Origin of the sequence: Ginsengibacter hankyongi (genome assembly GCF_008710285.1) — a bacterium.
Taxonomy (GTDB): domain Bacteria; phylum Bacteroidota; class Bacteroidia; order Chitinophagales; family Chitinophagaceae; genus Ginsengibacter; species Ginsengibacter hankyongi.
This window is the reverse complement of the sequence record NZ_VYQF01000003.1, coordinates 520,936-533,364: the sequence shown is the minus strand read 5'-3', so window position 1 is coordinate 533,364 and position 12,429 is coordinate 520,936. Positions and strand designations below refer to the sequence as shown.

15 protein-coding genes are annotated in these 12,429 nt (G+C 40.0%); 10 read left to right on the top strand and 5 right to left on the bottom strand.

Features of this window, described 5'->3' with window-relative positions:
- Positions 1-1,338: 1,338 nt before the first annotated feature.
- Positions 1,339-1,992 carry a response regulator gene (locus tag FW778_RS14525; RefSeq protein WP_150415474.1) on the bottom strand — a complete coding sequence of 218 codons (654 nt, stop codon included), beginning with the start codon at positions 1,990-1,992 and terminating at the stop codon, positions 1,339-1,341.
- A 248-nt stretch (positions 1,993-2,240) separates the two neighbouring features.
- Between FW778_RS14525 and FW778_RS14520 the strand changes: the two genes are divergently transcribed.
- From FW778_RS14520 to FW778_RS14510, 4 genes are all read left to right on the top strand, one after another.
- The gene (locus tag FW778_RS14520) at positions 2,241-2,672 is read left to right on the top strand and encodes an SET domain-containing protein (RefSeq protein WP_150415473.1); all 432 of its coding nucleotides are present in this window, start codon (positions 2,241-2,243) and stop codon (positions 2,670-2,672) included.
- A 300-nt stretch (positions 2,673-2,972) separates the two neighbouring features.
- A complete protein-coding gene (locus FW778_RS23735) occupies positions 2,973-3,038 on the top strand; it encodes a DUF6496 domain-containing protein (RefSeq protein WP_394349801.1) in 66 nt (21 codons plus the stop codon).
- A 297-nt stretch (positions 3,039-3,335) separates the two neighbouring features.
- Positions 3,336-3,707 (top strand): hypothetical protein, encoded by a 372-nt coding sequence (locus tag FW778_RS14515; RefSeq protein WP_150415472.1) that lies wholly within the window; start codon positions 3,336-3,338, stop codon positions 3,705-3,707.
- Positions 3,708-3,762: 55 nt separating this feature from the next.
- Positions 3,763-4,116, top strand: coding sequence for a hypothetical protein (locus FW778_RS14510; RefSeq protein ID WP_150415471.1), 354 nt, complete (start codon positions 3,763-3,765; stop codon positions 4,114-4,116).
- Positions 4,117-4,230: 114 nt separating this feature from the next.
- On the opposite strand, the gene FW778_RS14505 is transcribed toward FW778_RS14510, so the two are convergent.
- From FW778_RS14505 to FW778_RS14495, 3 genes are read right to left on the bottom strand one after another with little or no spacing between them, the layout of a single operon-like run.
- Positions 4,231-4,908 carry a response regulator gene (locus FW778_RS14505; RefSeq protein WP_150415470.1) on the bottom strand — a complete coding sequence of 226 codons (678 nt, stop codon included), beginning with the start codon at positions 4,906-4,908 and terminating at the stop codon, positions 4,231-4,233.
- On the bottom strand, positions 4,895-6,055 hold the full coding sequence (locus tag FW778_RS14500; RefSeq protein WP_150415469.1) for a PAS domain-containing sensor histidine kinase: 1,161 nt from the start codon (positions 6,053-6,055) through the stop codon (positions 4,895-4,897). Before FW778_RS14500 ends, FW778_RS14505 begins: the two co-directional genes overlap by 14 nt.
- A 10-nt stretch (positions 6,056-6,065) precedes the next feature.
- Complete coding sequence (locus tag FW778_RS14495) at positions 6,066-6,449, bottom strand: DUF7793 family protein (protein ID WP_150415468.1); 384 nt, start codon at positions 6,447-6,449, stop codon at positions 6,066-6,068.
- 141 nt (positions 6,450-6,590) lie between these two features.
- On the opposite strand from FW778_RS14495, the gene FW778_RS14490 reads away from it, so the two are divergent.
- The 6 genes from FW778_RS14490 to FW778_RS14465 all read left to right on the top strand — a co-directional run bounded on the left by FW778_RS14490 (position 6,591) and on the right by FW778_RS14465 (position 10,998).
- Positions 6,591-9,038, top strand: coding sequence for an aminotransferase class I/II-fold pyridoxal phosphate-dependent enzyme (locus FW778_RS14490; RefSeq protein WP_150415467.1), 2,448 nt, complete (start codon positions 6,591-6,593; stop codon positions 9,036-9,038).
- A gap of 23 nt (positions 9,039-9,061) precedes the next feature.
- Entirely contained in the window at positions 9,062-9,289 is a 228-nt protein-coding gene (locus tag FW778_RS14485; RefSeq protein WP_150415466.1) for a hypothetical protein, read from the top strand.
- A gap of 3 nt (positions 9,290-9,292) precedes the next feature.
- Positions 9,293-9,649 carry a helix-turn-helix transcriptional regulator gene (locus tag FW778_RS14480; protein WP_150415465.1) on the top strand — a complete coding sequence of 119 codons (357 nt, stop codon included), beginning with the start codon at positions 9,293-9,295 and terminating at the stop codon, positions 9,647-9,649.
- 16 nt (positions 9,650-9,665) lie between these two features.
- The gene (locus tag FW778_RS14475) at positions 9,666-10,043 is read left to right on the top strand and encodes a helix-turn-helix domain-containing protein (protein ID WP_150415464.1); all 378 of its coding nucleotides are present in this window, start codon (positions 9,666-9,668) and stop codon (positions 10,041-10,043) included.
- A gap of 78 nt (positions 10,044-10,121) precedes the next feature.
- Positions 10,122-10,541: a MauE/DoxX family redox-associated membrane protein gene (locus FW778_RS14470; protein WP_150415463.1), complete on the top strand. Its 420-nt coding sequence runs from the start codon at positions 10,122-10,124 to the stop codon at positions 10,539-10,541.
- Positions 10,542-10,647: 106 nt separating this feature from the next.
- Positions 10,648-10,998 carry a hypothetical protein gene (locus tag FW778_RS14465; RefSeq protein ID WP_150415462.1) on the top strand — a complete coding sequence of 117 codons (351 nt, stop codon included), beginning with the start codon at positions 10,648-10,650 and terminating at the stop codon, positions 10,996-10,998.
- Positions 10,999-11,048: 50 nt separating this feature from the next.
- Here the strand turns inward: FW778_RS14465 and FW778_RS14460 are convergent, their stop codons facing one another.
- Positions 11,049-12,407, bottom strand: a complete 1,359-nt coding sequence (locus tag FW778_RS14460) for a RagB/SusD family nutrient uptake outer membrane protein (RefSeq protein WP_150415461.1) — start codon at positions 12,405-12,407, stop codon at positions 11,049-11,051.
- Positions 12,408-12,429: the final 22 nt, after the last annotated feature.

The following is a 12,429-nucleotide window of genomic DNA, read 5'->3' as shown; positions in this document are numbered from 1 at the left end:
TGTTCCTGCAATTCGATCTTGTTTTCATCCCAGGTGTTTTTAAAGATAATGTAAGCATCTCTTGAATGGCTGACCTTCGGACGTTCTGATGCTTTTACTTTTGATTTGTACCTCAATTCAACTTCGGCAACCTGGTTTAATGCAATTGATTTCATTGACTCTTCCATAACTGTAAATTTTGATTGTTTAAAAAATTAATTATGGAACTACTTCCGTCTTTGGACAATCAAGGCAAAGAAGCAACGGAATAAATAGTATCTTAAATAATTGAGGCAGCCTTTTTTTATGCCGGAATTTCTTTGCCGCCACAGCAGTACAAAGACGAACTTTGTGCAGGAATTAATGAAGAAAATATTTTATGGCCGCAGGATTTTTTCTTATCACAGATATATTAAAGGCCGCTGTTAGATAAAAATGAATTCTCTCTTCTTTGCAAAATCTTCACATAAGTAAAATGCTTTTTGTGTTCGTAACTGACCGGTACCGCCAAACAATAATTTTTATTTTGGCTTCCTCTTTCTTGTAGATACGAACATTATAATTAAAAGTTCTATAATATAGCATTTGATAATGCCTAAACAACAAAGAACTCAAGATCTAACGTCATCGGATACTCGCTTTTGTTAAACGTCTTCTTGCTGAATGTGATGGTGTTTTTGGTGGTATCTATTTTTTTTGGTGTAAATCGTAGTTAGGTCATGTATTCTTAGGGTCTCCTTATTATGATAAACCGAAAAAAGTTGGAAAACTTCCGAATTAGTTCAGTTTTATTGCCATATTTCTTGGGAAACTTCTCCACTTATTTTTCATGGTTAATTTCATCAAGAGCTATATTCATGAAGAGTTTAAGGGGAATTTTATCTTATTTATACCGCCCTTTCTTTATTATGTACTACAGAAGTTCTATTTTGCAACAACAATTAAGAATTTCTAACACCGTTCCTACTTGAAGGAATGTGTTTAGATGAGCTATTACTTCATCCCAGGGAAAGTTTTGCCGGAGGATGAATTCATTCTCGGGCCGCAAACTGGTGGTAGGATAGGGGTTATCTTTCACGATGTTATAGATGGTATGCAACGTTGTCCATTTATTTTCCCTGCTCAATATTAAAGATAAATTCGTTAGAAGTTTTACATTTTTATTAATGCCTACCGGGGGTCCTGAGTGGTTTATTGTCAATTGTTGATTGTGTAATTTTTGATGAAAGAAAAATGATTCTTTCTTGTTTGAGAGGATAAAACTCTTTTCCCCCGATTCTGCAGACTCACGTAATAGCAAGACAACCTTACGATTTAGATAACTGGGTCGACTAGACGCTTATTTTGGCAAAAGAGCTATCATCCATTATCTTTTTCGTTTTTGATAATGTTATATAAAATACCCAGTTGATGAATTTCTACGATATTGGTGCACCGGAGTTTTTGAAGAATCTTCGCCTTATGTGTTCCTATCGTTGAAGAATGCAGCTGAAGTGCAGTCCCAATCTCAGATATGCCGCTCCCGTTCATTAAATACCTGGCCACCTGTAGTTCTCTTGGAGTTAAGAGATCAAATGGATTATCAGTTGGTTTATTATGGATGGCGGAGTCTACCAGCGAGTCCGTTAACGAGAGACTTAGATATTTGTTACCATTTATAACGTTGGTAATTGCTTTTTTGATTTCTGCCGAGTCAGCTTCCTTATTTAAATAACCCATTGCACCCAGGGTCAATAATTTTTTTGCATAAACTTCTTCGGATGTTATGGTAAATATTAAAATCCTTGAATAAGGTTTAATTTTTAAAATGTCACTGACGAGGCAAAAGACATCTGTGGCGGGCATAGTGATATCGAGGACGATAAGTGCGTAGTCATTTTGTTTTATTTTTTCAAATGCTGAATTGCCATCACATGCTTCTTCAATGGATGCATGAGCCACCACATTTTGCATATAAATTTTTAGTCCTTCGCGAACCATTGCATGGTCATCTGCGATCAATATCTTAATCATTTCCCGGGTTATTCTCTTCACAGAAAGGTTTCTTTAAAAGAGTTGAGTTAAGCGGGTGTAAATATATGTTATAAAATATTCAGAAAACATAAGCCAACCTATACAAGTACTCACACCTGGCACATGGTTAAAGCGGACTTCAAGGAGTACGAGAGGAGCTGACTGTTTGCTATAACGGCCAAGCGTACTGGAAGAGTAGGCACCTTTTATTTTAACTTTAAGATAAACTTTAATTTAAATATGTTTCTATGACTTTATTACAAAAAAACCTGTTTATAAAAACTTCCGGAATACCTGATGCAGGAAACGGTTTATTCACTAAACAGTTTATTGGCAAGGGGACGCGTATCATAGAATATACTGGAAAAATTACTACCTGGAACAGGATTTTGCAAGTTGAGCAAGACACTAAAATTATAAACCGGTACCTCTATTATCTGGACAACGATCATGTAATTGATGCCTCAGATCACCCCAATGCCTTAGCCCGTTATGCCAATGATGCAAATGGTTTAGTTAGACTTAAAGGAAAAGTTAACAATGCTAAATATGTGGAAGAAAACGCACAGGTTTTTATGGAAGCGACAAAAGATATTCCAGTCGGAGCTGAGATATTTATAAGCTATGGCAAAGAATATTGGGATACAGTAAAAAACCTAATTGCATGTCAACAGATATGATCGTTTTCTACTCTTGGAATACTTACACAATTTGAATTAAACTTGAAGACTGTTGCTCAAGAAAAAAATATACATAGCGCCAGAAAAGGAAACTAACGGTTCGGCTAATCGAAATATCGTTTCCAAAGTCCCAATGTTTAAACTACTGTGTGGTAAACAACGTGATGTATAATAAATAACATTTCTGTTCCCTGACAAAAGAACAATCCAGAAAGCACACGAGGACGTGGAAGAAGGAAAATCAACAAGTAGGCTGGAAGGCGAGCTTGTATATGATTTAATTGAAAGAAAAAAAATTGAATATGGTGTACGATCTCCAAGCAAGTCATAGCTATAGGCCTTTCTGAGGCGCGAAGGGTGGGGTAGACTGCTCTGTCTAAGCTGACTCTTTTTAATACACTTTCCAAACTTTTCAGGCGTTATTTTTTGCGTCACTTTTTCCTTCTTTGATCGGCATTGTCAGTTTCCGATACACGAATTATTACCCCGGGCAACAAAAGAAGAAAGCGCTGGATCTAATAAAAAATTGAAGGTTGTAATTCGTTATAAAGACATCTTTAAGAGAGCTCTATAAATAGCATGTCCTTTTACGATCAAAATCGTTTGCATTCATTTTAATTATTTCAAATTATTTTAGGATGAAGAGAATGTGAGGACACATTAATGAAAAAAGAAATGGCTTCACGATCTTTTAAAATGAAATTTCGGATTTACGGCTTTGCTAAAGCGGTGTTATCAGATTTATCTAAGAGACCAGGACATGACATGTTCCCCTGTGGGAATAAATATATGACAGGTGAATCCCCACAAAGGCTTATCACCAAGATCATCACCAGTTCACTTGTATGCCAAAGAATTAATGCAACTAAGGGTGCTCCTCCCGGCAGCAGTTCTGAAGGTCTTGATATTGAAGTTTATGTAATTATTCCTGAAAATCTACACGCACTGATTAATTTTAGGGTTTCCCCGGAAGTGATACCCGGCTTTCTGATTTGTTTACCTCTTACACTAATTCCCCAAAAATGGTATTTTTAGAAAACTATCTACAACCATACGAGCATTAAATGAATTTTTAATAATTTTTCAACAAATGGAAAACTTTACACTTACGCCGAAACAATACGATGACCTAAAACACATTTTTATGGTGGATAATGCAGATATAGGCCAACACCCCGAATACTTTGAAGAGGCTAACGTTTCTCCAAAAGACTATCTTGATGAAAGGATTGCACTATGTGAGGCTTTTAAAATAGATTTTTGGGAATCAGCCGGTGACTTGAGTAGGCACTACGATCATGAAAGGCTGAAAGCAATGTATATCGGAATGTCAATTGAAGAGTTTGACAAACAATATAAAATAGCCTATCCAAACGGAATTGCTGAAAAAGTTTTCAGATCGCTTGCAAATAACGACGGAGAGTTTAAAAATGATGACTTTTGAAGCCCAATCCGTACATTTCGTCTGCTCTTTTCCGTTACACTCGTTGCAATTTTATTTTTTCAGACTCACGGAGCCCGTGTCGAATAAATTATAAGACGGGTTCATTCCTTAGCGTTATTCTTCAATTAAATTCAACTTATATGCAATCTTGATCAGACCCACGGTATTTTTTGCATTGAGCTTTTTGGTCAGGTTACGACGATGTGAATCAACAGTTCGACTATTGACAAATAATTGCTCTCCGATCTGTTTACTCGTCATCTCCCTCGCAATCATCTGAAGAACCTGGTTCTCCCGTGGCGTGATAAATTTCTGCAGTCGGATTTTTTGCATTGTTTTTTCTTCCTGCTCGTCCAAAAGCTTTATGGCAACCTCGTTACTGAAATATTTGTTGCCAGATAAGATGGTTTTTATTGCTCTCAGCATTTCTGCTGGTTCAATATTTTTAAGAATGTATCCTTTTGCACCGGCGTCCACCATGTTTTGAATATATGGAAGCTCACTATAATTACTTAAGGCGAGGATTTTCATTTCCGGCTTGGACCGTAAAACAGCGAACACCGTTTCAGCGCCGGACATGCCGGGCATGTTGTAATCGATAATCATTAAATCAATGGCGTTGAAATCCTTTTTTTTTAATGCCTCCTCACCGCTTTCGGCTTCGAACACGCTAAACTGCATGAATTGTTTTAAGGAGCCCAACATCACCTTTAACCCATCACGCACCATCTTGTGGTCATCAATAATTAATACGTTTATTGGCTTGGCAATTTTTGTTTTAACTGATGCCATAGTTATTAATTAGGGGTATTGTTATTGTAAATACACTGCCCTTCCCAAGTTCGCTCTTCAGATTCAGCGTCCCTTTATGCGAATTGATCCTAGATTGCATATTTTGAATCCCCATCCCTTTCCGGGGTTGATTTATTCGGAACCCTTTACCATTGTCTTTCAATCTTACTCTTATTAATTGTTGATAGCTATGAAAAGATATGGCTATTTTACTTGCTTTGCCATGGAGAAGTGCATTAGATATAAACTCCTGGATGATCCGGTAAAGGTCAATCTCCACCGCAGGGGACAGCTCCGGTAACCTGCTATTTTGCTGTATTAAAAACCGCGCCTGTTCTCTATACCCGAACTGTTTACAGAACTCACGCACCGCCTTTACCAGGCCAAATTCTTCCAACATCGTAGGCATCAGGCTAAAGCATAGGTTCCGCATATCTTTTATTGCTGCCATTAGAGCCGTATTCGCTTGCTGAAGAATCGTTTGTTGTTCAGGATCTTGCATAAGTGCTATGGTTGAGCTAATATGAAACTTAATGCCGGAAAGCTGTTGGGTAAGGCTGTCATGAAGATCTTTGGCCAGTCTGCGCCGTTCTTTTTCCTGTGCGTCAATCATAGCTCTTACGACCAGGTTTTCAGTATGTTTTTGAGAAGTAATATCGCTGGCTGAAACAATTACCAGTTGTTTTTCACTTCGGCTTCTTTTAAAAAAAGATACATTTAACTGAACCGGGATTCTTACGCCCTTACTGGTATATATTATTCCTTCTTTCGAAATGATGGATTGCTTTGTCTTCAGCTCTTTCAACACATACCGAAAATCATCAATACTACTCTTTAATAGATCCTGTAAGGATTTTCCCTGCAGGCTTCCCGGCTCGTATTTCAATTGCGTCGTTGCAGGCTGGTTGGCATCTACTATTATCCCGTTGGTGTTCACAATAAAAACCATATCATTAACCGAATCAAAAATATTATTGAAATAATCCCGCGAGATGGTGATAGACCTCAGTTCTTCACCCATCATGTTAATGCCGTTGATAATAGCATCGGTCTCATCCCTCCTGGGTGATATTTTTAGTTTCCGGTCAAACTTGCCCACGGCATATTCGCTTAAAATATCATTGATTGCCTGGAGTCTTTTGTCCATTGCTAAACGATTAATCTTGCTGAATGAATTGTTGCAGCCATTCTTCAGCCCGTAGCCTATCTGTAAATATTTTTACTGGCATCTTCCTTGGCTTATTCACACGTAAAAAAAAGTTTCCGAGGAAACGGCTGAACGGGGAAGATACTACAATAGCCGATGCCGATAATCCTAACGTTCCTTCTTCTGAGGCCAGATATTCCCGTGCAGGTTTATCCATACTCACTACACCCTGGCTCATGATAATCGAAGGCATATTCCTCCCGCCGGTAAAAGAAAGCCGCGTACGAACAATTGCATGGGCAATATCCAGATCTATGTGTAGGTTTCCGGGATAGGTACCCACGAGGAGGTTGTCTTTTATGCGGAGATGAAGGTAAGGTGTGTCAAGCTCCATTTTATAAAGTTAACCCATAATTTCAAAAATTTCTACGTAATTGTATCTACGTATTTTCTTTAGTTTCTTTTTTAAAAAATCCGTATTTCTACGGAGTTTTTGCTTTTGAAAAATTTCCATGTTTGAGAAAAATTTCTCAGCATGAGCAAGAGCAATACATTTTACGACACCGTCGACCAGGTAGTATCTTACGGAATCGACAAAGGGATTCTTCATCTTTATACCGGTAATCAACCCTTTGATGGCCCCCAGCTTATAGTGAATGGCAGGGATGTTATCAATTTCGGATCCTGTAGCTACCTCGGGCTGGAATTTGATAAACGATTAAAGGAAAGTGCGCGGGAAGCCATTGAGAAATATGGCACCCAGTTTTCCGAATCCAGGGCTTATGTTTCTTTGGGTTTATACAACGAACTCGAAAACCTGCTCGAACAAATTTTCGATGCCCCCTGCGTTATTACGCCAACCACCACACTCGGGCATATCGCTAACATACCCGTGCTGGTGGAGGATGGGGATGCGGTTATCATGGACCAGCAGGTTCACAATTCTGTTCAAACTGCAGTGCAATTAGTAAAGGCAAGAGGTGTTCACATCGAGCTGTTACGGCACAACCGGGTGGATTTGCTGGAAACAAGGATCCGTGAGCTCCGGCACAAACATAAAAAAATATGGTATATGGCCGATGGCATTTACTCCATGTTTGGAGATTGCACCCCGGTCGATGCTATTTATTCGTTAATGGATAAATATGCAGAGCTATACTATTACGTGGATGATGCCCATGGTATGAGCATCCACGGCAAACATGGACGGGGGTTTGTTTTAAGTTATCATGCTATTCATCCCAAAATGGCTATGACCACCTCTCTCAATAAAGCGTTTGCATCAGGCGGGGGCGTGTTGGTGTATGGCAATAAGGAAATGGCAAGAAAAGTGGGAACCGTTGGCGGCCCTTTGCTCAGTTCCGGCCCTATGCAGCCATCCGGGTTGGGTGCCGCCATCGCGGCTGCACGCATTCACCTTAGTCGCGAGATTATCCTAATGCAGGATGAGCTGAAAGACAATATACGCTTTGCCAGCCTCATGCTCGCTCAATATAAGTTACCCGTTATCTCAAAGCCTGGTGGGGCTATATTTTTCGTTGGAGTTAGCTTACCAAAGCTGGGTCATAACCTGGTACGGCGGATGCTGGATGCAGGCTTCTATGTCAACCTCGGGGTTTTTCCAACGGTGCCGATGAAACAAACCGGCATACGCTTTACCATCACGCGCTTGCATTCCTACCGCGAAATTGAAAGCATGATCGCCACCCTTGCGGAAGTATTTCCCATAGCCATGAGGGAAGAGAACATTTCGCTGCCGGAAATTTATAAAGCTTTTAAACTACCGATGCCGGAAGACGCCGCATTGACGCAATCCGTTGATACGGTAATTAAACAAGCGCTGCAATTGAAGCTGGTTCATTACACAACCATCGGCGATATTGACAGGAATGAATGGAATGAAATCTTTGAAGGGAAAGGGACTTTCGATTGGGATGGGTTAAAGCTATTGGAAAAAGTGTTTGAAGGAAATGATCTCCCTGAGGATAATTGGGATTTTGATTACCTCCTTGTTAAAGACTTGAACGAAACCGTTATAGCTGCTACCTTTCTTACCGCTTCCTTATGGAAGGATGATATGCTATCCCCTGCATCTGTATCAAAACAAATTGAAGCCAGGAGGGTAGAGGAACCCTATTATTTAACCAGCAAGGTTCTTTGTAGCGGCTCCCTGATCACTGAAGGCGAGCACCTCTATATTAATACCGGTTCTTCTCTTTGGAAGGATGCCGTATTGCTTCTTTTTGATAAGATCTATGCATTGCAGGAATTGCATGAGGCCAGTCATATAGTACTTCGCGATTTTCACGGGATGAATGAAGAGCTTGACCACCTGATGGTCGATAATGGTTTCTTCAGAATTACCATGCCGGATTCGTATTTGATACCGTCTATACCATGGAACAATGCGGAGGAGTTTTACAAAACCCTTTCGCATAATTCCAGGAACCAGTTACGTAAAAGAGTACTGCGCAATGCAGATCTCTTTACCACTGAAGTGATAACCACCTCCGACTGGCAGGAAGAAATCGAATACTGGTACCAGTTATATAATAATGTGAAGAGTAAAAGCCTCGAGCTGAACACTTTTGCGCTTCCGTTTAAATTGTTCAGTGAACTCGCTAAAAATGAAAGTTGGGAGATATTACAACTCACGCTAAAAAACCCCGTCGGTCAGCAGGAGACTATGCCCTGTTGCGTGGTATTCAGCTACCGGGCGAAAGGCGCATATATCCCCATTATCATTGGATTGGATTATACGTGTAACCTCGAGTATGGTATTTATCGGCAGGCGTTGTACCAGCTTGTATTGCAGGCGCGAAAATCCGGGGCCGGAAATATTTTCCTCGGGTTTTCAGCAGGCATAGAAAAGCAAAAATTAGGAGCTGTACCGGTATCTACCTTTGCGTATATGCATTCCCGTGATAGTTATCAAATGGAAGTTCTTTCTGCCGTATCTGTACTAGCAAAAACGGGTCACTGATAAGGAAGCTATAGTGTAACTGAATGAAAATAACCAAAGGCGCGTTTAGCCGGTTCACGCTTCCCGGCAGAGTAAAGCTGGTACACCAGTATGGAAGACTTATATGTTCTAAAATAATGGAAGCAAAAAAAATTATGGTCTTTAAACTCTGTGATTTCTATGTGGCCATCATCAAAGATATCGTGCGGAACTGCATTCTCGAAGCCCATCCTGTTATATCGCAGGAACTACTTCAGTTTTTAATTAGTTGAACTATGACATACGACCCGGTATATATCACACAAAAGAAATATCCGTTAGTGCACAGCCGCCAGGTAAGTGCTGCACTGGAAATCATCACTGAAGATATCACCCGCCATATCTCATTAAAAGACCTTGCTAACAGGGCCGGAACCAATGAATGTACCCTCAAAAAAAGATTTAAAGAGATGCTCAATGTTACCATTTACCAATACCTGTTAGATCAGCGGATGAAAAAAGCGTATATCCTTATAACCAGCACTGCCATGAAAGAAATGGATATCGCCTTGGAATGCGGGTTCCAAAGCTTGCCGGGATTTATTTCAACCTTCCGGAAATATTTTGGTTTAAGCCCCGGGGCACTCCGGTAAGAGCACAAGCCATGCAGTGAAAAACCACCCTCATTTTTTCACGCTACAATTTCTTGCATTGCAATTCAGCGAATATGATATTGAGTGTATAAAAAAGGCTAAAGCATTTATTGATGGAGATATCAGCCATCATTATACTATTCCTGAAATTGCTTCCCACGCTGGTATTAGCCGAACAAAATTGAAAGCTGGCTTTAAGCAAATGGTTGGAATAGCCATTTATCATTACCAGCAGGAACAAAGATTACTGCAAGCAAAATATTTGCTCGACAATACCTACCTATCCATTAAGCAGATCAGCAGCCGCATGGGTTATATGTATAGTATCAACTTTGCTGCAGCCTATAAAAAGAGATTTGGTAAATCACCTTACCGTTCAAGAAAAGACCCGTAATATAATGTCCGTTTGAATTGCTTTAATGTCCGTTTGCATTATCGCAACGCGCTACCTTGTGTAAGAAAAGCAGGACATATGAAAGCAAAATTCATCCTGGAAATACTTTGTTTTTTATTGGTATTGTTGTTCGTGTATGCCGGTTTTAGCAAGCTGATGGATTATAACGCATTCAAGGCACAGCTTAGCAATTCACCGTTTATAAAAAATGCGGCGGGCATCTTAGCCTGGGTATTGCCGGTGATCGAAATCGGCTCAGCTGCGTTACTAACGGTTAGGATTACACGCTTATATGGTCTTATTGCGTCTATGATGTTGCTGCTGGCTTTTACCGGTTATATATCAGCCATGCTCTTATCGGGCGTTCACCTGCCTTGTTCCTGTGGGGGTGTTATTAAACAGTTAAGCTGGAACCAGCACCTGCTGTTTAATCTTTTTTTTATCTCTATTGCCGGTATTGGAATTGTTTTGAAGCAAAAGTTGAATTATCACTTGTGATGTAACTATTTAAAATATTGATCAATGGTACACTTTACTGCAGAAAAGTGTACAAACGGGCATGCGCAGCCCGGGTATTTTCATTTTTTCATTTAAAACAATTATTATGAAACGTTTAAAAATTTCAATGTTCGCCCTATTCGCCATTGTACTGGGTATTGCGGCGAGTGCATTTACGTCAAGGCATGAGACTTCTGTTAAAAAGGGCCCCGAAACAATCGCCTGGTTTCAATTTATGGGGGATCCTACCAGTTTAGCCCAGGTCAAGGACAATACAGAATATCAATATCAGGGGGGTCTTCCCTGCAGTGGCTCCAATGCAATCTGTGCTGTTCAGACAAATGGTGTGGCAACCTCAGGGCATAACCCGGATCCGTTTTCTTCAACACTGAAAACAGAGTTAACCAATGTTTTCAATGGTACTAATACTTATGCTGACATTTCACAGGAGCCTTAAAGAACAGAAACGGGAAGCTGCCCTCTTTATATGGAGGGCAGCTTACCTTTTTATGGATTTTGCTGCATGCCGGAAATCCCTATTACCGTTTTTGGTATTAAGGCAACATACCGGTTATCATTTGGCGGAAGTATATAGACGGTTCCATTCAGGTTCCTGTACACGGTAACCTGGTAATTCAAGTCTTTATTAAGCCGCTTCAAGTCAGTCAGTCGTAACGCACGGAACAGTAATTCTTTTCTCCTTTCTTTCAGTATTAACGTTAGAAGTGCTGTATGGTCAGTAACAGTTACCGCTATAAATTCCCCCGATCTCCATCTTTTTTCCAGCAATGCATTTAAATAATGTAATGCGTCAGATGTTTTACCGAGTCTTGCATCACATTCTGCTAAAATTAAGTATTGCTCATCCGTAACGATTCCTGTAAAGGAATGTCCGTTTCCATTGTTACTGCTCCCGTCATAATCTCCCTTAAAGCCGTATGTCCCATTACCATTACTTTTAAAAAAAATTACCTTCCTCAAATCGTTTGTATCATAAGAGTTATATAAGTTAGAATCTATCTTACATATCTTAGGTGCCAATGGCTGTACCGCATAAGCTGTTGCGTGGAAAATTACTTCATCATTGAATCTTGAAAACGGGATAGGTGCAGTACTGTTTAACGAATTATAATCTATTAATGTATTATATAAATCAAGGCATGAATCCGCGTACAATGCCGCATTTGAATAATCCTGCATGGCAAGGTACGTACGCGCCAATGCACCGTAAGCCGCGGCCTTGGATGGCTTTGTTTTGATGGATACATTCACCGGCACAAGTGAAACAGCCTGTTTAAAATCTTTAATTATCTGGCGGTAGGTTTCTTCCAGCGACGCCCTTGTTGATTTTTGAGTTACGTCTGTTGACAGCCTTAATGGTATCCCGGGGTCGGTCGTTGCTGTAGTTTTATCATAGGCCTTTGCAAATAACTGCGCCAGGCTATAAAAGTAAGAGCCTCTCAAAAATAAAGCAGTCCCCTGTATATGATCGGCAACAGGCTGATCCGACTCGGCGTATGATATCTTTTTAAGCGTTTCCAGCACCAAATTACAGGTATAAATATTGGTATAGGGCTGATTCCATTCGAGGTCATTATTTGAGTTGGGTTTCCAGATGTAATAATCACGTTGATTAACCCTGAAAATAGATGACCAGTTGGGAAAGGTGAGATAATAATTGTCTGCAAGAATTTCAGTACCGTTAGGAAACTGGGTGTTCAGACCATAGTAGTCCAACAGTTCCTGCAGGTCCTGTAGGGTTGATGGTGTCGCCAGTGCCTGGTCAGGCTTTGCATCCAAATACTTTTTACAGGAACCCAGACTGGTTACCGCAAGGAGCAATAGTAATATTTTAATTGTCTTCATGTATAATAATTTATAATTTAAA

Bases quoted from the DNA above. Each gene is read 5' to 3' on its own strand.
- FW778_RS14470 (WP_150415463.1), top strand. From the start codon at position 10,122: ATGAAAGCAAAATTCATCCTGGAAATACTTTGTTTTTTATTGGTATTG.
- FW778_RS14510 (WP_150415471.1), top strand. From the start codon at position 3,763: ATGGAAAACTTTACACTTACGCCGAAACAATACGATGACCTAAAACAC.
- FW778_RS14500 (WP_150415469.1), bottom strand. From the start codon at position 6,055: ATGGACAAAAGACTCCAGGCAATCAATGATATTTTAAGCGAATATGCC.
- FW778_RS14485 (WP_150415466.1), top strand. From the start codon at position 9,062: ATGAAAATAACCAAAGGCGCGTTTAGCCGGTTCACGCTTCCCGGCAGA.
- FW778_RS14495 (WP_150415468.1), bottom strand. From the start codon at position 6,449: ATGGAGCTTGACACACCTTACCTTCATCTCCGCATAAAAGACAACCTC.
- FW778_RS14520 (WP_150415473.1), top strand. From the start codon at position 2,241: ATGACTTTATTACAAAAAAACCTGTTTATAAAAACTTCCGGAATACCT.
- FW778_RS14480 (WP_150415465.1), top strand. From the start codon at position 9,293: ATGACATACGACCCGGTATATATCACACAAAAGAAATATCCGTTAGTG.
- FW778_RS14460 (WP_150415461.1), bottom strand. From the start codon at position 12,407: ATGAAGACAATTAAAATATTACTATTGCTCCTTGCGGTAACCAGTCTG.
- FW778_RS14465 (WP_150415462.1), top strand. From the start codon at position 10,648: ATGAAACGTTTAAAAATTTCAATGTTCGCCCTATTCGCCATTGTACTG.
- FW778_RS14525 (WP_150415474.1), bottom strand. From the start codon at position 1,992: ATGATTAAGATATTGATCGCAGATGACCATGCAATGGTTCGCGAAGGA.
- FW778_RS14515 (WP_150415472.1), top strand. From the start codon at position 3,336: ATGAAAAAAGAAATGGCTTCACGATCTTTTAAAATGAAATTTCGGATT.
- FW778_RS14505 (WP_150415470.1), bottom strand. From the start codon at position 4,908: ATGGCATCAGTTAAAACAAAAATTGCCAAGCCAATAAACGTATTAATT.
- FW778_RS14490 (WP_150415467.1), top strand. From the start codon at position 6,591: ATGAGCAAGAGCAATACATTTTACGACACCGTCGACCAGGTAGTATCT.